This is a genomic window from Micromonospora sagamiensis, assembly GCF_014680085.1.
In the GTDB taxonomy this organism is placed as follows: domain Bacteria; phylum Actinomycetota; class Actinomycetes; order Mycobacteriales; family Micromonosporaceae; genus Micromonospora; species Micromonospora inyonensis.
In genome coordinates, this window is record NZ_AP023438.1 from 3,546,457 (window position 1) to 3,563,257 (window position 16,801).

Consider the following 16,801-nt stretch of genomic DNA (forward strand, 5'->3'; position numbering starts at 1 on the left):
ACGGCGGGCATGGGGTTCTACGCCCGGATCCCGACCAAAAGCGTTATTTCCCTAATGCTTTCCGTCACTCCTGTCACATTTGTCAAGATCAGGGCGGTTGGCGGTGACGTTATGGAGTGTCACCATGTCGGATCCGTGTCCGCCGAGCGGCCCGGAGCGGGCGCGGAATCGGTCGGTCCGGTGGCGGCCCGGGGGCCGCTCAGGGCGGCGAGGGCCTCGTCCCGCTCGCCGGCGGGCCGGGGCAGCCGGCGGGTTGGCGTACCACCCCGGCCGGCGGTGGTCACCAGGGCGGCCAGGCCGGTGGTGATCGGTACGGCGGCGATCAGGCCGAGCGTCGCGACGATGCTGCGGACGATCTCCTGGGCGAGGAACTCGCTGGTGACGATCTCGCTGACCCCGCGCGTGTCGGCGGTCAGCAACAGCAGCAGGGGCAACGACGCGCCCGCGTACGCGAGCACGATCGTGTTGACCGTCGAGGCGATGTGCGCCCGGCCGACCCGGGTGGCCGCCCGGTAGAGCTGGAGCCGGGTGAGACCGGGGTTGGCGTGGGCCAGCTCGGTGACCGTGGCCGCCTGGGTGACCGTGACGTCGTCCAGGACGCCCAGGGAGCCGATGATGATCCCGGCCAGGAGCAACCCGTGCAGGTCCACGTCGGCTTGGAACATCGACAGCGTGGTGGCGTCCTCGGAGCCGTACCCGGTGAGGTGGGTGAACGCGGTCGCCAGGCTGCCGAGCAGGCCGGTGAGCACCAGGCTGGCCAGGGTGCCGAGGACGGCGACGGAGGTCTGCGCGGTGACCCCGTGGGTGAGGTACAGCACCACGAACATGATCAGCGCGGCGCCGGTGACCGCCACCGGCAGCGGAGCCTGCCCGGCGCTGATGCCCGGCAGTACGAAGGTGAGCAGGATGGCGAAGCTGGCCGCCAGTCCGCCGAGCGCGGCCAGACCGCGCCACCGACCGAACGCGACGATGGCGACGGCGAACGCCAGCGCCAGCCAGATCAGCGGCTTGCCCCGCTGGTGGGCGGCGATGCTGTAGGCGCTGACCGTCGGGTCGGCCGGGTCGGTCAGCACCACCAGGACGATCTCGTCGCCGACCTCGACCGACGGCGCTCCCGGGCCGGCCGGCAGAGGGGTGTCGACCCGCTGTCCGGCGTCCGGCCCGGTGTCGACGGTGACCGTGGCGGTGCCGCACGGCCCCTCCGTCGTCCCCTCCGGGGTCTCCGGGGCGGGTGGGCAGGGCTCGGTCACCACCCGCGTCACCGTGCCGTGGTAGCGGGGCGCGTCCTCGCCACCGCCGACCGACGGCGTGTCCCGGGGCCAGAGCACCAGCGCCGCGACCAGGGTCACCAGGAAGAGCGGGACCACGGTCGCGATCAGGACGCGCCGTACGCGCGGTGGCGCGGCGGCGGTGGGACGGCTGTGGTCGTGGCCCATGCTTCTCCCAACGGTCCTGGTGCGGCGGGTGCCCCGGCCGGACCATTCTGCCGGGTCCGAAGCCGCAGCTCGCAGGCTGTTCACCGGTCCGGTCACCGGTCCGGCCCCGGTCCCTTGCCGCTTCGGCCGGGGTCCGTCTTCGTCGGGGCCGCTTCGGCCGGGGGTCGCACCCGGCACGCTGTGGAGCTGCCCCGTCCATGCGCCCACCGGTCACCGGCACCTCCCGTCGTGCCTGATCGGCAGCACACACCGCCGTCCGTCGCCCAGCCGCGCGTCACACCAGATCCGGATACGCCGCGACTGGTCGTCCTCCGCGCTGAGCGTGGCCTCCCCGAAGTCCAGTTCCGGCACGTGTCCGAGGGAGTCGCGCAGCGCCACCACCAGGGTGACGGCGTACCCCCGGTCGGGCAGTGTCAGCGGCAGGTGCAGGACTCAACGGCTCAACGTCACCACCGCCCGTGCCGAGGGCCGGAGTCCGCCGGCCGGCGCTGGGCGTACTCGGACTGCCAGCAGCGCAGCGCCTGCCGAATCCGGTCGCCGTCGGCCTCCACGGCCCGGATGTGCCGGTGCAGCCGCTCGACCTCCCCGGCGACCCGGTCGAGATGGGAACGGACTCTGGTCCGGTGCGAGTCCGCGCCAGCACCGGTCGAATTCCACGCTCCGGATCTGGTGCGGCCCGAGCCGCTTGCCGGTCAGGTAGATCACGGCCGTCGACCTCGCTCTGCCGGGTCCGGCGCACCGGTGGTGAACTGCGCCGCGAGGGCGGCAACCGTTTCCCGCAGGGCGGCGGCGGTCAGTTCGAGCTGTCCGGCGGCCCGTACCCACTCCCCGGTCGTTGCCTCGTCGGCCAGGTCCAGCGCGTGATCGGCGCCCCGTTGCGCCTCGCGCAGTGCCGGATGCGCGGTGCTGACCCGTGCCCGTTCCAGCAGGACGACGGCCGCGCCGACCGCGACGTACGCCTCCCGCAACTCGTCGGCCACCCCGGACACCGCCCAGGCGGCACTTTCCACCGGCACGTTCACGACCTGCGCGTACGGCGGCGTCGGCGCGACGGCCGGCTCGACCGGCACCCGGTGCGACTGTGGCGATGCGGGAGGTCGGGTGGCCGGCTCAGAGGCGACGGATGACCAGCCCCGGTTTGACATCTGAGGCGGCCGAGAGTTGCGCAATGTCCTCCGGATCGCTGGTGAAGACGATCGCGCCGTAGGCCAGAGCGATGGTGACCACGCTGGCGTCGACGACATCGCGGGTGCGGGCCTTGTCGCACAGAATGCCAGCCGCCTTCGCCAGCTCAAGGCCGACTGGGATGACCTCGCAACTGTTCAGGAACCGACCGAGCTGGACCTGACGGCGAGGGTCGCGCCACGCCTGACCCACGACGACGGAGGGGATGAGCAGGCGTCGCCCATCCTCCAGGGCCAGATGGTGTATCGCCCACATCCGCCGATCGTTGCCGTCGATTGCAAGGAGTACCCCGGCGTCATAGACGTAGGGAATGCTCACGCCGCCGCCTGACCAAGCCCGCTGAGCGCCTGCACGTCGGCCGCGGCCATCTCCGCGCGCGCCGCAGCAATCTCCTCCACGGTGAACGTGCCGTTTTCGGCCTGCCAGTCTGCGACCAGGCGCCGCCCGACCCGCCTCCGGAGTTCGCTCTCCGCCGCATGAGCGACCAGCCGCGACAGCGGGACGCCGTCTTCGCGAGCCGCCTCACCGAGTGCCGCCACCAACTCTTCGGGAAGGGTGACCGTCACCTTCTTCACTGCCATACAAACACCATACGCCGGTATGGCGGTCTGATGCCCGTACCGTGCCGACCACGGCGGCCGTCGGCTTTCGTTTCTGTCGGCGCGGAGGTGAAGACCCCCGGCGGTCAGCCGCGTTTCATCAGGCGGCCGACCGCCGCCATCATCTCGGTCGCCATCTCGTCGGCGCGGCCCTCGGCGGCCCCCTCGTGCATGCAGTGCCGGGCGTGGCCGTCGAGCAGGCCGAGGGCGACCTTGTCCAGGGCGGCCTGGATGGCGGATATCTGGGTGAGCACGTCGATGCAGTACCGGTCCTCGTCGACCATCTTCTCGATGCCCCGGACCTGCCCCTCGACCCGGCGTAGCCGCGCGAGCAGCTGGTCCTTGGTGGCCGTGTAACCACGGATCGGTGTGGGTGTGCTCATGACAGCGAGGATAGCGTACCCCCCAGGGGTATGCTACGGTTCAGTCGAGGAGATACCCCGGGTGGGTATCCATCGTCGAGAGGAGTTTCGATGGCCACCGAGACGTACAAGGTCCAGGGCATGACCTGCGGGCACTGCGTCAGCGCGGTCAGCAGCGAGCTCGGGGCGGTCGCCGGCGTCACCGACGTCCAGGTCGACCTGGCCTCGGGGCAGGTCACCGTCACCAGCGACGCCCCGCTGGAGACCGAGACGGTCCGCGCGGCGGTCGACGAGGCCGGATTCGAGCTCGTCGGAGCATGAACACAGCGACGAAGCTGAGCGGTTTCGCCCTCGGCCTCGTGGCGGTTGTCGGTGCGGCGTACGGGGTCGGGCAGTTGACCGGCCCCGTCACCCCCGCTGAGAGCGGCCACACCACCGGGCACGCGACCGCCGGCCCCGAGGGCGGACACGAGGACGCCCCGGGCGGCGCCGAGGACCACCTCCCCGGCGGCCTGCTGGTCTCCGGCCGGGGCTACACGCTCGCCCCCGTCTCCACGTCGGGCGGCGAGTTCGCCTTCCGGGTCACCGGCCCGGACGGGCACGCGGTCACCTCCTTCGACGAGGCACACGACAAGCGGATGCACCTCATCGTCGCCCGGCGGGACCTCGCCGGGTTCCGGCACGTGCACCCGGCGATGGACCCCGACGGCACCTGGCGGGTCGACTCCCCGCTGGGCGAGCCGGGGATCTGGCGGGCGTTTGCCGACTTCACCCCGACCGGGGCGGAACCGCTCACCCTCGGTGTCGATGTCGCGGTCCCCGGCGCGTTCACCCCGCGGGTGCTGCCCGCCCCGGCGGTCACCACCACCGTCGACGGGTACGCCGTCACCCTGACCGGTGAGCTGCGGCCCGGCGGGACGAGCGGGCTGACCCTGACCGTCCGACGCGACGGCGTACCGGTCACCGACCTCCAGCCCTACCTCGGCGCGTACGGGCACCTGGTGGCGCTGCGCCAGGGCGACCTGGCGTACCTGCACGTGCACCCGGACGGTGGCCCCGGCGACGGGCGGACCCGTCCCGGCCCGGAGGTGCGCTTCCGCGCCGAGGTGCCGTCCGCCGGGACGTACCGCCTCTTCCTGGACTTCCAACACGGCGGCACGGTCCGTACCGCCGCGTTCACGGTCGTGGCCGGCGCATCCGACCACGCGCACGACTGACCGGAGGTACCCGATGTCCACCGCTGAGCCACTACGGGTGGCACCCCACCGGATCGAGCTGGCCATCGGCGGGATGACCTGCGCCTCCTGTGCCTCCCGGATCGAGAAGAAGCTCAACCGCATCGACGGTGTCACCGCGACGGTCAACTACGCCACCGAGAAGGCGAGCGTCCGGTACGACGACACCGTCACGCCACAGGATCTGATCGCCACGGTCGAGAAGACCGGCTACACCGCCGCGCTGCCGCCCCCGCCCACGCCGTCCGCCGGCCCGGAGGGGACCACCGAGCCGGTGGACGAGCTGCGCGGGCTGCGTACCCGGCTCCGGGTGTCGGCCGTGCTGGCGGTGCCGGTGGTCCTGCTGGCGATGGTGCCGGCCTGGCAGTTCACCTACTGGCAGTGGCTCTCGCTGACCCTGGCCGCCCCGGTGGTGGTCTACGGCGGTCTGCCCTTCCACCGTGCCGCGCTGGTCAACCTGCGGCACGGGGCGGCGACCATGGACACCCTGATCTCGCTCGGCACCCTCGCCGCGTTCGGCTGGTCGCTCTGGGCGCTCTTCCTCGGCGACGCCGGCACGCCGGGGATGACCCACCCGTTCACCTTCGACATCACCCGCAGTGACGGAGCCGGGAACATCTACCTGGAGGCGGCGGCCGGGGTGACCGCGTTCATCCTGGCTGGCCGCTACTTCGAGGCCCGCGCGAAGCGCACCGCCGGGGCCGCCCTGCGTGCCCTGCTCGAACTGGGCGCGAAGGACGTCGCCGTGCTGCGGGACGGCGCGGAGGTCCGGATCCCGGTCGACCAGCTCGCGGTGGGGGACCGGTTCGTGGTGCGGCCCGGCGAGAAGGTCGCCACCGACGGGGTGGTGGCCGAGGGCACCTCGGCGGTCGACGCCAGCATGCTCACCGGCGAGTCGGTGCCGGTCGAGGTGGGACCGGGCGACGCCGTGGTCGGGGCGACGGTCAACGCGGGCGGCCGACTGGTGGTCACCGCCACCCGGGTCGGCGGGGACACCCAGCTCGCCCAGATGGCGAAGCTGGTGGAGCAGGCGCAGACCGGCAAGGCCGCCGTGCAGCGGCTGGCCGACCGGATCTCCGGGGTGTTCGTCCCGATCGTGATCGCCCTCGCGGTCGGCACCCTCGGCTACTGGCTCGGCCGCGATGCCGGCCTGACCGCCGCGTTCACCGCCGCCGTGGCGGTGCTGATCATCGCCTGCCCCTGTGCGCTCGGCCTGGCCACCCCGACCGCCCTGCTGGTCGGCACCGGCCGGGGCGCGCAGCTCGGCATCCTGATCAAGGGGCCGGAGATGCTGGAGTCGACCCGGCGGGTGGACACCGTCGTGCTGGACAAGACCGGCACCGTCACCACCGGGAAGATGACGCTGGTCGACACGCTCCCGGCCGACGGACAGGACGCCGACGAATTGCTGCGGCTGGCCGGCGCGCTGGAGGCGGCCAGCGAACACCCGATCGCACGGGCGGTGGCCGCCGGGGCGGCCCGCGCCGGCACCCTGCCCCCGGTGACCGGGTTCGCCAACGCCGAGGGGCTCGGCGTCACCGGCACGGTCGACGGCCGGGAGCTGGTGGTCGGCCGGGTACGGCTGCTGCGCGAGCGCGGTCTCGACGTACCCGAGGGGGTCGAACGGGCGGTGCGTGACGCGGAGGCCGAGGGGCGGACGGCGGTGCTGGCCGGCTGGGACGGCCGGGCGCGTGGCGTCCTGGTCGTCGCCGACGTGGTCAAGCCGACCAGCCGGGCCGCGATCGCCCGGCTCCGTGAGATCGGTCTGACTCCGGTGCTGCTGACCGGTGACAACTCCGCCGTGGCCCGCACGGTCGCCGCCGAGGTGGGGGTGGACGAGGTGATCGCCGAGGTGCTGCCGGCGGAGAAGGTGGACGTGGTCCGACGGCTCCAGGCCGAGGGGAAGGTCGTGGCGATGGTCGGGGACGGGGTGAACGACGCCGCCGCGCTCGCCCAGGCCGACCTGGGACTGGCCATGGGCACCGGCACGGACGCGGCGATCGAGGCGTCCGACCTGACCCTGGTCCGGGGTGATCTCATGACGGCGGTCGACGCGATCCGCCTCTCCCGGCGGACGCTGCGGATCATCAAGAGCAACCTGTTCTGGGCCTTCGCCTACAACGTGGCGGCGCTGCCGCTGGCCGCCGCCGGGATGCTCAATCCGATGATCGCCGGAGCCGCGATGGCCTTCTCCTCGGTCTTCGTGGTCGCCAACAGCCTGCGCCTGCGGGGCTTCCGCCCGGTGGCGTAGCCGGTCCGACCGGCCCGGCCACGCCTGGCGAACAGGGGAAAGGGTTGGGTCGGGGCGGTGGGGGTAGGAGTCACCGGGTAGGACGACGAGGTTCCACACCCGCGACTCCGGAGGTGCCGCATGGGTATCGATGACAAGATCAGTAACGCGTCCGAGCAGGCGGCCGGCAAGGTCAAGGAAGGTGCCGGCCGGGCAACCGGCGACGAGCGGCTGGAGAGCGAGGGCCACAAGGACCAGGCCAGCGCCAACCTCAAGCAGGCCGGCGAGAAGATCAAGGACGTGTTCCGCAGCTGACGTCCGCGTTTCCGCGTCGGGTCGACCCTGGTCGGCCCGACGCGTCGCGTACGGAGGGAAAGACGCCGGTGACCTGAGCGGATCGGCCGGGTTCCGGTCAGTCGGCCGCCCGCGCCGCGCGCAGCAGCCGGAGCTGGCCGATCTCGGCGGCGTTCTTCATCAGTTCGGCGTTGACCCAGCCGAGGGTGTGCGCCACGGTGTGCGCCGGGTCGTCCCGCCACGGGAAGGTCGCCGGCCGGTCGAGGTCGGCGTCGGTGAGCCGGTCGAGCACGGCCAGCCACTCCGTACGTAGGCCGCGCAGCCAGGACACGGTCGCGTCACCGGGGCCGGGCCAGGCGATGTCGCTGCGTTCGCGCGGCGGACGGCCCTGGAGATGGTCCATGGTCACGCTCCACCACCAGCCGAGGTGCCAGGTGAGCCAGGCGATCGTGGGCACCGGGACCGGGTCCGGCTCGGTGTCGGCCCAGTCCGGCGCCCACCCGCCGACCGGGCCGCCCCGCATCGTCCAGCAGAGTGCGGCGGGCTCCCACCGGAAATCCTCCGGTTCGAGTCGTTCCAGGTGGTACTCGAACAACGACCAGGTCAGGTCGAACTGCCCCCGCGTGAGCGTGTGGAAAGGTACCGGCATCCGGACACGATGTCACCGCGTCGCCCCGCCGGTCGACCGAAAATGGCCCGACGTCACGCCGGAGACGCGGGAATGGCTGCGGGGGCGCGTCGGTTGTATCCCCGTGCGGCCGTGACCCGCCGCTGGTGAGCGTGCGGGAGGGTCGGGTGGCCCCGGGAATGGGGTCGGCCGGTCGGTCGTTACACCATGTCGACGCCGATGGAGCAGCCCGCCCGGCGGGCCCGGTGGATCCCCCGATCCCCTCTCCGGTGTGTCGCGAATGTCCCCCGGAACGTTCTCAGAGCGCCCTTACGTGTGGTGCTTACGCGCCGTCCGGTCCCCTCCCCGCCTGCGTGGGCGGTATGTCCGGGTGTGTGCGTCGACCCCCCGAACGGAGCTTTGACCATGAACAAGCTTATCCAGCGTGGTGTGCTGTCCATCGCCGGTCTGACCGCCGTGGCGGGAATCGCCGCCGGTCCGGGTCTGTCGCAGGACACGACCCCGGCAGTGACCACCAAGCCGGTCGCGGCGACCCAGCAGGTGTCGACCGACAGGCAGCAGGTGTCGATGGACAAGTTGCTGCCGCATGGTGTGCCGGCCGGGCAGTCGACGGTTCCGCTCTCCGGTGAGCAGAAGGCCAACGCCAAGGCCATCGTCGAGGCGACGAAGAAGGCCGGGATGGACGAGCGGGCCGCGGTGGTCGCGATCGCCACCAGCCTTCAGGAGTCGAAGCTGGAGAACCTGGGTCACCTGGGTGACCGCAACGACCACGACTCGCAGGGCCTGTTCCAGCAGCGCCCGTCGAGCGGGTGGGGCACGGTCGAGCAGATCACCGACCCGGAGTACTCCACCACCGCGTTCCTCAAGGGCCTGAAGCAGGTCGACGGCTGGCAGGACATGCCGCTGACCCAGGCCGCGCAGACCGTGCAGGTGTCGGCGTACCCCGACCACTACGCCCAGTGGGAGAAGCAGGCCGCCGACCTGGTCGCCGAACTCTGGACCAGGTGACGACCAGACACCGACAGCCACGAGGGCCCCTTCCCGAGCCGGGAAGGGGCCCTCGTCGGTGTGCACGCGTCGGTGGAGGTCCGGGTCGCCCCGGGCGGTCAGGAGTGCGTCACGCTCAGGCCGTAGATGAGCGTCTGGCCGTAGTTGTCACTGCTGCACGGCGACGAGTTGGTGCAGTTGGCCTGGGTGTACGCGCCGGCCTTGAAGTACGCGCCGGAGAAGCTCCTGCTGATCGTGGTCTGGAGGACGCCGTTGTAGTACGCCCTGACCTGCCCGCCGCTGACCACGAACTTCACCTGGATACGGGTGCCGAGCTGGTAACCGCTGGTGACCAGCTTGTGGTGGGTGGTGTCGCCGTTGGTGACGTACAGGTTCGTCCCCTCCAGCCGGAACACGGTCACGTCGTCGTTGCCGTCGTGGATCTGCGCGCCGACGACGTGCGGCTTGGTGGCCGGCAGGCGGGTGAAGGCGAGGTCCACGGTCAGGGTGTGCGTGCCGGAGGTGGAGGACCACGCCGCGTTGGCCGTCCCGTTGGAGGTCATCTCGCGCAGCTCGGAGCGGGGGTAGCTGGAGCCGCTGGTGGTCACCCCGTTGACCGGGGCGCGGAACTGCACCGCCCGGCACGAGTCGGCGGTGACGAACCACGGGGAGATCTGGTAGCTGTCCAGCGTGGGCTGCTTGATCTCCGTCGGGCTCTCCGAGGCTCCGATCGGCAGGGTGATCTTCCAGTTGGTCAGGTCGAGCACGTCGGCGGGGACGGCGCAGGTCCCGCCGCTGCCGTCCGCCCCGTACACCCGGGCCTCGGTGATGCTGTTCCAGTCGTTGTACGTGTTGCCGTAGCCGACCACCCGGACGTACCGGGCGGTGCGGTCGGCGAAGCCGTACGTCTCCAGTTGCAGGGTGCTGCCGCTGCTCGTCCGCTGGCTGACGACGGTGTTCCAGGTGGCGGCGTCGCTGGAGACCTGGACGGCGAACGTCTGCACCCGCGTGTCGCCCTGGTGCCAGGCGACGGCGATCGAGCCGACCGTGGTGCTCGCCCCGAGGTCGAAACGGATCCAGGAGCCGTCGCCCTCGGCCGACCAGCGGGTGTTCAGGTCGCCGTCGATCGCGTTGGCCGGCACGTTGCCGTCGTGCGCACTGGCGGTCACACCGGAGACCGGCAGGGGCGTCGCGGCCTGGGCGGGCGTGGCGGCGAGGCCCACACCGAGCAGTGCCAGGGAGAGGACGCTGGCCACGGGTCGTCGCATTGGAACCTCGCATGCGCTCGAAGGGCGGAGATCGAAGCTGGCAACGATGACGGACGATAACCGTGACTTCGCTGAGCGTCAATATCTTGGCGATCCGGGGCGTCCGGCCGGAGGACCGTTCGGCCGGACCGGGTTTCGGGCGGTCGGAAAGGGGGAGAAGCCACCGGATTCCTCGACGGAGAGGTGACGGAGATGGCCACCAGAACCAGCGCCCGTACCCGGGCCCCCCACCCGGTACGCCGGGCCGCCCAGGCGGTCGGCGTGGTCTTCCTGCTGGTCGGGGTGCTCGGCTTCATTCCCGGCATCACCAGCGACTACGGCTCGATGAGGTTCGCCGGGCACGAGTCCGAGGCGAAACTGCTCGGCCTGTTCCAGGTGTCGATCCTGCACAACCTGGTGCACCTCGCGTTCGGCGTCGCCGGGCTCGCCCTGGCACGTACCGTCTCGGGCGCACGGACGTACCTGGTCGGCGGTGGCGCGCTCTACCTGGTGCTCTGGCTCTACGGACTGGTGATCGACCACGACAGCGGCGCGAACTTCGTACCGCTCAACAGCGCCGACAACTGGCTGCACCTGTTCCTCGGCGTCGGCATGATCGCCCTCGGCTTCCTGCTGACCCGAGGCGACCGCGCGCGACGTTAGGCCCGCGTCGGCGGGGCGGGCGGCTGTCACATGTCGTGCGGCGGCGCGGACAGCACCGGGTGCACCTCGATCGGCATGTTGACCGGCCGCCCGTTGGGACCGGGCGCGGCCGAGGCGAGGGCGGCGATCTCGACGGCCCGCTCGGAGGACTCGACGTCCACGATCCAGTAGCCGGCGAGGAACTCCTTGGACTCGGGGAACGGACCCTCGGTGATCACCGGTCGGCCGCCCTCACCGGCCCGGACGATCTTGGCCTCCTCCGATCCGCCCAGGCCCTGCGCCTCGACCAGTTCCCCCGACGCGATGAGCCTGGCGTTGAGGTCGCCCATGAACCCGATGTGGGCCCGGATCTCCTCCGGCTGCCAGGTGTGGATCGGCGGGAACTCGGCGAACGCTCCGCTGAACTGCATCAACAGCATGTACCTCATGGTCTGCTCCTCAGGGCCACCGCACCATTCTCGGTGCTGCCACCCCGGTCGGAGCCACCAACCGCGATCTCGGCATCCGCGCCGGAGGAATCTCGGAGACTCACCCGGCCGGCGGGGCGAAGCGGGCGAGGGGGTTGGCGAGGGCGCCGACCAGTTGGAGGGCGGCGGACGGGTCGGCGAGGTCGACCATCTGCTCGTTGTTGCGCAGCTGGAGCCGGTTGAGGCAGGACAGGGCGAACTCGTCGGCGAAGAGGTCGTACCGGGCGAACCGGTCGGCCAGGTGCGGCACCCGGTCGCGGTAGTCGGCGGCGCACGCCGCCACCGTCCGCCAGAAGGTCTCCTCGTCGAGGACACCCTCGGTGGCCAGCACGGCGTTGAGGTGCCGGAAGAAGCAGTCGAAGACGTCGGTGAAGATCGACAGCAGCCGCATCTCCTCCGGCACCTCGGCCTGGACCCGGCGGACCGTCTCGGGCAGTTCCACCGCCGGGTCCATCACGCAGATCTCCTCGGCGATGTCCTTGAAGATCGCCCGTTCGACCGTTCCGCCGTCGAGCACCAGGATGACGTTCTCGCCGTGCGGCATGAACGCCAGGTCGTAGGCGTAGAAGGCGTGCAGCAGCGGCACCAGGTACGCGTCCAGGTAGCGGCGCAGCCACACCTCGGGGGCCAGCCCGGACTCCTCGACCAGCGCGGCGGCCAGCGAGCGCCCGTCGGCGTCGACGTGCACCAGCGACGCCATGGTGGCCAGCCGGCGGCCCGGGGCCAGGCCCGGCACCGGGCTCTCCCGCCACAGCGCGGCGAGCATCTTCCGGTACGGCGAGTACCGGTCGGTGGCCGCCTCGAACTGCCGGTGCCGGTAGCCGACGGCGGCCCGCTCGCGCAGGATGGTCAGGCCGGTCTCCTTGATCACCTCGTCGGCGTCGAACAGCTCGGCGAGCCAGTCGTTGATCGCCGGAGTGGCCTCCATGTACGCGGCGGAGAGCCCGCGCAGGAAGCCCATGTTCAGCACCGACAACGCGGTCTTGACGTAGTGCCGCTCCGGCGTGCTGACGTTGAAGAAGGTGCGGATGGACTGCTGCGCCAGGTGCTCGTCCGGTCCCTCGCCGAGGCAGACCAGCCGCCGCCGGGCCACCTCGCCGGCGAAGGTGACCGCCAGGCGGTTCCACCACTGCCAGGGGTGCACCGGGATCAGCAGGTAGTCGGACGGGTCGAGGCCGAGGCCGGTGAGCGTGGCGGCGAACCGGTCCAGGGTCTCCGCACCCAGCTCGTACGCCACCAGGGCGTCGTAGTCGAGGTCGGCGGCGCAGGTGAAGGTGGCGTGGTCGCGGTGCGCGGCGAGCCAGAGCAGCCGGACCGGTCGGGCCGCCTCCGGGGCGTACCGGTGGTAGTCGTGGATGCCGAAGCCGAGCCGCCCGTTGTTCGCCACGAAGCAGGGGTGTCCCTCGGTCATGCCGGTCTCGATGGCCTGGAAGTCGGCGCGGGCCAGCTCGGCGGCGCTCACCTTCGGTCGGCTCAGCTTGTACGCGGTACCGGCCAGGGTGGAGGTGATCTCCTCCAGATAGACCGGCAGCACCCGGTCGGAGAGGCCGAGCGCGCCGCGCAGCTCGGTGCAGAAGTCCAGGGCGTCCAGCGGCAGTTCCGCGCCGTCGTGGTGGCGGGTGATGCTCTCCGGGTCGATGTGCCAGTGCTCCAGGGAGAGCAGCCGGGCGGTGAACCGGTACTCGACGTCGCCGTCGTCGCTGCGGACCAGGTACGCGCGGGCCCCGTCGCCCGGATCGTCGCCGACCGCCTCGGGGGTGAGGAGTCGTTCGTGGGCGAACTCGGCCAGCGCCTTGCGCACCAGGAGCCGGTTGGCCCGGTCCCAGCGCTCCGGGGTCAGGTGGGCGACGGACAGCTCCGGGTTGAGGCCGACGGACGGCTCCGGGGCCGGGGCGGCGACGGACTCGACGGGGTTCACGCGCGGGACTCCTCCGGGAACGGCCGGACCGTGGTGTCCAGGCCGGTGGCTTGCTCGAACATGGCCCGGGTGCAGACGCTGAGCAGCGCCTCCTTCTCGGGCTTGGCGACGGGACCGACCACCTCGAAGCCGACCGCGGCGTTGAGGGCGTGCACCGCCGTGTTGCGCACGTCCGGCTCGACCACCACCCGGTGGGTCGCCGGGTCGGCGAAGAGCCAGGCCATCACCGTGGTGATCACGGCGAGGGTGAAGCCGTGCACCGGCGTCCCGGCGGGCGCGCAGAGGAAGTGCATGCCGATGTCGCCCTCGGCGGCGTCGTAGAGGCCGACGAGTTCGACCCGCGCCGGGTCGTACCGCTCGGCGAGGAACGCCGGCCGGTCCCGCCACAGCCCGACGAAGGCGTCGTGGTGCGGGTGCTCGTGGATGCGGCGGTACTCGGCGGCGACCCGGGCCAGGTCCGCGTCGAGCATCAGCCAGTACGCGGCCTTCGGGTGGGTCACCCAGCCGTGCAGCAGCGCGGCGTCCGCATCCGGATCGAGGGTACGCAGGGCGAACGTGCCGAGCCGGTGGTCGACCCGGCGGTAGACGACGCTGGTCACGAACCCGTACCCGCCGGCGTCCCGAAGTCCTGGAAGGCGATGCGCTTCTCGATCGGGTAGTGCTCCCGGCCGGTCAGCTCCCGGATGATCCACGAGTTGCGGTACGGCCCCATGCCCAGGTCGGGCGAGGTGATGCTGTGCGTGTGGGTGCCCGCGTTCTGGAGGAAGATCTCCCGCCCGGTGTGGTCGACGCTGTAGTTGCGGGCCACGTCGAAGCGGCCGTGGGAGTCCCAGCGGATCCGGTCCCGCACCGGTTCGAGGAAGTCCGGCACCCGGTAGTGGTAGCCGGTGGCCAGCACCAGCCCCTCGGTGTCGAGGGTGAAGTCCCGTCCCTGCTCGACGTGGCGCAGCCCGAGCCGGTAGCTGACGGCCGCCTCGTCGTACGCGGCGCTGGTCAGCTCGGTGTTGGTCAGCAGGCGGGTACGGATCGGGCCGTCGAGGCTGCGGGCGTAGAGCAGGTCGAAGATCCCGTTGATCAGGTCGGAGTTGATCCCCTTGAACAGGTTCTTCTGCTCGGACTCCAACCGGTAGCGGGTCTCCTCGGGCAGGGCGTGGAAGTAGTCCACGTAGTCCGGGGAGGTCATCTCCAGGGTGAGCTTGGTGTACTCCAGCGGGAAGAAGCGCGGCGAGCGGGTCACCCAGTTGAGCTGGTAGTCGTGACCGTCGAGGTCGCCGAGCAGGTCGTGGTAGATCTCCGCCGCGCTCTGTCCGCTGCCGACGACGGTGATGCTCCGCTTGGCCCGCAGGGCGTCCCGGTGCTCCAGGTAGTACGCGTTGTGGATCATGTCGCCGCCGAGCCCCGCGCAGGCCGGCGGCAGGTACGGCGGGGTGCCGGTGCCCAGCACCAGGTGCCGGGCGCGGTACTCCACGGCCTCCCCGGTCGCGGTGACCGTGGCGTGGACGGTGTAGCCGCCGTCGGCGTACTCGACCGAGGTGACCTGCTGGCCGAAGCGGAGGGAGCCCAGCTTGCCGGCTGCCCAGCGGCAGTAGTCGTTGTACTCCCGGCGGAGCGGGAAGAAGCTCTCCCGGATGTAGAACGGGTAGAGCCGCCCCGACTCCTTGAGGTAGTTGAGGAAGGAGTACGGCGAGGTCGGGTCGGCCAGGGTGACCAGGTCGGCGATGAACGGCGTCTGGAGCCGGGTGGCCTCCAGCAGCATCCCGGGGTGCCAGTCGAAGTCCGGGCGGGCCTCCAGGAAGACTCCGTCCAGGTCGGCGATCGGTTCGGTCAGGCAGGCCAGGCCCAGGTTGTACGGGCCCAGCCCGATCGCGATGAAGTCGTGGGTCGACATGCGGCTCTCCAGGGAACGAGGGGCGAGGGCGGTCAGCCGACGTGGCAGGGTTCGGCGACGACGCCGGGGGCCGGCACCGACACCTCGGCGGCGGTCCGCGCCCGGATGTACCGGCTCGCGTGCGCGGCGACCAGGTCGAGGACGTGCGCGATGTCGTCGATCGTGGTCTCCGGGTTGAGCAGGGTGAACTTCAGGAAGTGCCGGCCGTCCACCTTGGTCCCGGCGACGACGGCGGCACCGGAGGCGGCCAGCGCCTCCCGGGCGTGCAGGTTGGCGTCGTCGGCGAGGTGACGTTCCGCCGGCAGGTACCGGAACACCACGGTGCTGAGCTGTGACCGGGTGACCACCTCGAACCGTGGGTCGGTGCACAGCAGCGTGTAGGCGTCGGCGGCCCGGTCCACCACCTCGTCGAAGAGTTCGCCGAGGGCGTCCGCGCCCATGATGCGCAGGGTCAGCCAGAGCTTCAGCGCGTCGAAGCGGCGGGTGGTCTGGAGGCTCTTGTCGACCTGGTTGGGGATGCGCTGCTCGACCATCCGGGCCGGGTTGAGGTATTCGGCGTGGTAGGTGGCGTGCCGCAGCGCCCGCCGGTCCCGTACCAGCACCGCGCTGGAGCTGACCGGCTGGAAGAAGGACTTGTGGTAGTCCACGGTGACCGAGTCGGCCTGCTCGATGCCGTCGAGCAGGTGCCGCCGGGTGGTGGAGACCAACAGCCCGCAGCCGTACGCGGCGTCGACGTGCAGCCAGACCCCGGCGGCCCGGCACTGCTCGGCGATGGCCGGCAGCGGGTCGATGGTGCCGAAGTCCGTGGTGCCGGCCGTGGCGACCACCGCCATCACGATCAGTCCGGCCCGATGGCAGCGGTCGAGTTCGCGGGCCAGTGCCTCGGGGCGCATCCGCCGGTCCGGGTCGGTCTCGACGGTGATCACCGCGTCCCGGGCCAGCCCGAGCAGCTTGGCCGACTTCTGCACGCTGAAGTGGCCGGCTTCCGAGGCGAGCACGCGCAGCCGGGGCAGCAGCTCCGCCCGGGGCAGCGGCTGGTTCGCGCAGGCATCCTCCCGGGCCATCAGCATGGCCTGGAGGTTGGACTGGGTGCCGCCGCTGGTGAAGACCCCGTCGGCGGTCGGGCCGAGGCCGATCCGGTCGGCCGTCCAGTCGATCAGACGGCGTTCGATCAGCGTCCCGCCGGCACTCTGGTCCCAGGTGTCCAGGGAGGAGTTGACCGCGCTGAGCACCGCCTCGCCGAGCAGCGCCGGGATCACCACCGGGCAGTTCAGGTGGGCCAGGTAGCGGGGGTGGTGGAAGTAGACGGCGTCGCGGAGGTAGACCGAGTCCAGCTCGTCGAGGGCGGCGGCCGGGTCGTGCAGCGGCCGGTCCAGGTCGATCCGGTCGATCTCGGGGGCGAGGCGGTCCGGGGTGATCCCGGTGAAGGGGCGGTCGGCTCCGGCGACCCGGCCCGCCACCCGGTCGACCCCGGCGCTCACCGTCCGGCGGTAGTCGTCCACCGTGCCCTGGTTGAGCAGGTACGCGCGGGCGGCCGTCGGCCGGCGTCGCGCCATGATCGGCGCGGCCTCGTGCCCCTGGAGGTTCATACGGTTTCCTCAACGGTCGCGTGGAGACGGTCAGAGCCGGCCGGTGGTCCGCAACGGACAACTGGCAGCAAGC

General features: G+C 71.6%; 18 protein-coding genes. 6 read left to right on the plus strand and 12 right to left on the minus strand.

The window, feature by feature from the left end; translation table 11 throughout:
- Positions 1-119: 119 nt before the first annotated feature.
- The 5 genes from IGA62_RS15660 to IGA62_RS15680 form a co-directional block, all read right to left on the minus strand.
- A complete protein-coding gene (locus IGA62_RS15660) occupies positions 120-1,436 on the minus strand; it encodes a YibE/F family protein (RefSeq protein WP_145820438.1) in 1,317 nt (438 codons plus the stop codon).
- Between the two features lie 701 nt (positions 1,437-2,137).
- Positions 2,138-2,506, minus strand: coding sequence for a hypothetical protein (locus tag IGA62_RS15665; RefSeq protein WP_145820436.1), 369 nt, complete (start codon positions 2,504-2,506; stop codon positions 2,138-2,140).
- 40 nt (positions 2,507-2,546) lie between these two features.
- Positions 2,547-2,939: a type II toxin-antitoxin system VapC family toxin gene (locus tag IGA62_RS15670; RefSeq protein ID WP_145820433.1), complete on the minus strand. Its 393-nt coding sequence runs from the start codon at positions 2,937-2,939 to the stop codon at positions 2,547-2,549.
- Positions 2,936-3,202, minus strand: a complete 267-nt coding sequence (locus IGA62_RS15675; RefSeq protein WP_145820430.1) for a ribbon-helix-helix domain-containing protein — start codon at positions 3,200-3,202, stop codon at positions 2,936-2,938. Before IGA62_RS15675 ends, IGA62_RS15670 begins: the two co-directional genes overlap by 4 nt.
- A gap of 104 nt (positions 3,203-3,306) precedes the next feature.
- Entirely contained in the window at positions 3,307-3,603 is a 297-nt protein-coding gene (locus tag IGA62_RS15680; RefSeq protein WP_088980949.1) for a metal-sensitive transcriptional regulator, read from the minus strand.
- Positions 3,604-3,693: 90 nt separating this feature from the next.
- Here IGA62_RS15680 and IGA62_RS15685 point away from each other — a divergent pair, with 90 nt between their 5' ends.
- From IGA62_RS15685 to IGA62_RS15700, 4 genes are all read left to right on the plus strand, one after another.
- Positions 3,694-3,903: a heavy-metal-associated domain-containing protein gene (locus IGA62_RS15685; RefSeq protein WP_145820428.1), complete on the plus strand. Its 210-nt coding sequence runs from the start codon at positions 3,694-3,696 to the stop codon at positions 3,901-3,903.
- Positions 3,900-4,799 (plus strand): hypothetical protein, encoded by a 900-nt coding sequence (locus IGA62_RS15690; protein WP_145820426.1) that lies wholly within the window; start codon positions 3,900-3,902, stop codon positions 4,797-4,799. Before IGA62_RS15685 ends, IGA62_RS15690 begins: the two co-directional genes overlap by 4 nt.
- Before the next feature lie 13 nt (positions 4,800-4,812).
- Positions 4,813-7,068, plus strand: coding sequence for a heavy metal translocating P-type ATPase (locus tag IGA62_RS15695; protein ID WP_145820424.1), 2,256 nt, complete (start codon positions 4,813-4,815; stop codon positions 7,066-7,068).
- 120 nt (positions 7,069-7,188) lie between these two features.
- Positions 7,189-7,362 carry a CsbD family protein gene (locus IGA62_RS15700; RefSeq protein ID WP_145820422.1) on the plus strand — a complete coding sequence of 58 codons (174 nt, stop codon included), beginning with the start codon at positions 7,189-7,191 and terminating at the stop codon, positions 7,360-7,362.
- A gap of 97 nt (positions 7,363-7,459) precedes the next feature.
- Here the strand turns inward: IGA62_RS15700 and IGA62_RS15705 are convergent, their stop codons facing one another.
- The gene (locus IGA62_RS15705) at positions 7,460-7,990 is read right to left on the minus strand and encodes a DinB family protein (RefSeq protein ID WP_145820420.1); all 531 of its coding nucleotides are present in this window, start codon (positions 7,988-7,990) and stop codon (positions 7,460-7,462) included.
- 384 nt (positions 7,991-8,374) lie between these two features.
- On the opposite strand from IGA62_RS15705, the gene IGA62_RS15710 reads away from it, so the two are divergent.
- Positions 8,375-8,977, plus strand: a complete 603-nt coding sequence (locus tag IGA62_RS15710) for a hypothetical protein (RefSeq protein ID WP_145820418.1) — start codon at positions 8,375-8,377, stop codon at positions 8,975-8,977.
- A 98-nt stretch (positions 8,978-9,075) separates the two neighbouring features.
- Here IGA62_RS15710 and IGA62_RS15715 read toward each other — a convergent pair whose 3' ends face one another.
- Positions 9,076-10,224 (minus strand): polysaccharide lyase family 7 protein, encoded by a 1,149-nt coding sequence (locus IGA62_RS15715; protein ID WP_145820416.1) that lies wholly within the window; start codon positions 10,222-10,224, stop codon positions 9,076-9,078.
- 192 nt (positions 10,225-10,416) lie between these two features.
- Between IGA62_RS15715 and IGA62_RS15720 the strand changes: the two genes are divergently transcribed.
- Complete coding sequence (locus tag IGA62_RS15720; RefSeq protein ID WP_145820414.1) at positions 10,417-10,866, plus strand: DUF4383 domain-containing protein; 450 nt, start codon at positions 10,417-10,419, stop codon at positions 10,864-10,866.
- Positions 10,867-10,892: 26 nt separating this feature from the next.
- On the opposite strand, the gene IGA62_RS15725 is transcribed toward IGA62_RS15720, so the two are convergent.
- From IGA62_RS15725 to IGA62_RS15745, 5 genes are all read right to left on the minus strand, one after another.
- A complete protein-coding gene (locus IGA62_RS15725; RefSeq protein ID WP_145820412.1) occupies positions 10,893-11,294 on the minus strand; it encodes a YciI family protein in 402 nt (133 codons plus the stop codon).
- A gap of 100 nt (positions 11,295-11,394) precedes the next feature.
- Positions 11,395-13,188: an IucA/IucC family protein gene (locus IGA62_RS15730; RefSeq protein WP_232625085.1), complete on the minus strand. Its 1,794-nt coding sequence runs from the start codon at positions 13,186-13,188 to the stop codon at positions 11,395-11,397.
- A gap of 59 nt (positions 13,189-13,247) precedes the next feature.
- On the minus strand, positions 13,248-13,850 hold the full coding sequence (locus IGA62_RS15735) for a GNAT family N-acetyltransferase (protein ID WP_145820408.1): 603 nt from the start codon (positions 13,848-13,850) through the stop codon (positions 13,248-13,250).
- A complete protein-coding gene (locus IGA62_RS15740; RefSeq protein ID WP_145820406.1) occupies positions 13,847-15,139 on the minus strand; it encodes a lysine N(6)-hydroxylase/L-ornithine N(5)-oxygenase family protein in 1,293 nt (430 codons plus the stop codon). The genes IGA62_RS15735 and IGA62_RS15740 overlap by 4 nt, the downstream gene beginning before the upstream one ends.
- A gap of 32 nt (positions 15,140-15,171) precedes the next feature.
- Positions 15,172-16,728: a pyridoxal phosphate-dependent decarboxylase family protein gene (locus tag IGA62_RS15745; protein WP_145820404.1), complete on the minus strand. Its 1,557-nt coding sequence runs from the start codon at positions 16,726-16,728 to the stop codon at positions 15,172-15,174.
- Positions 16,729-16,801 lie beyond the last annotated feature (73 nt).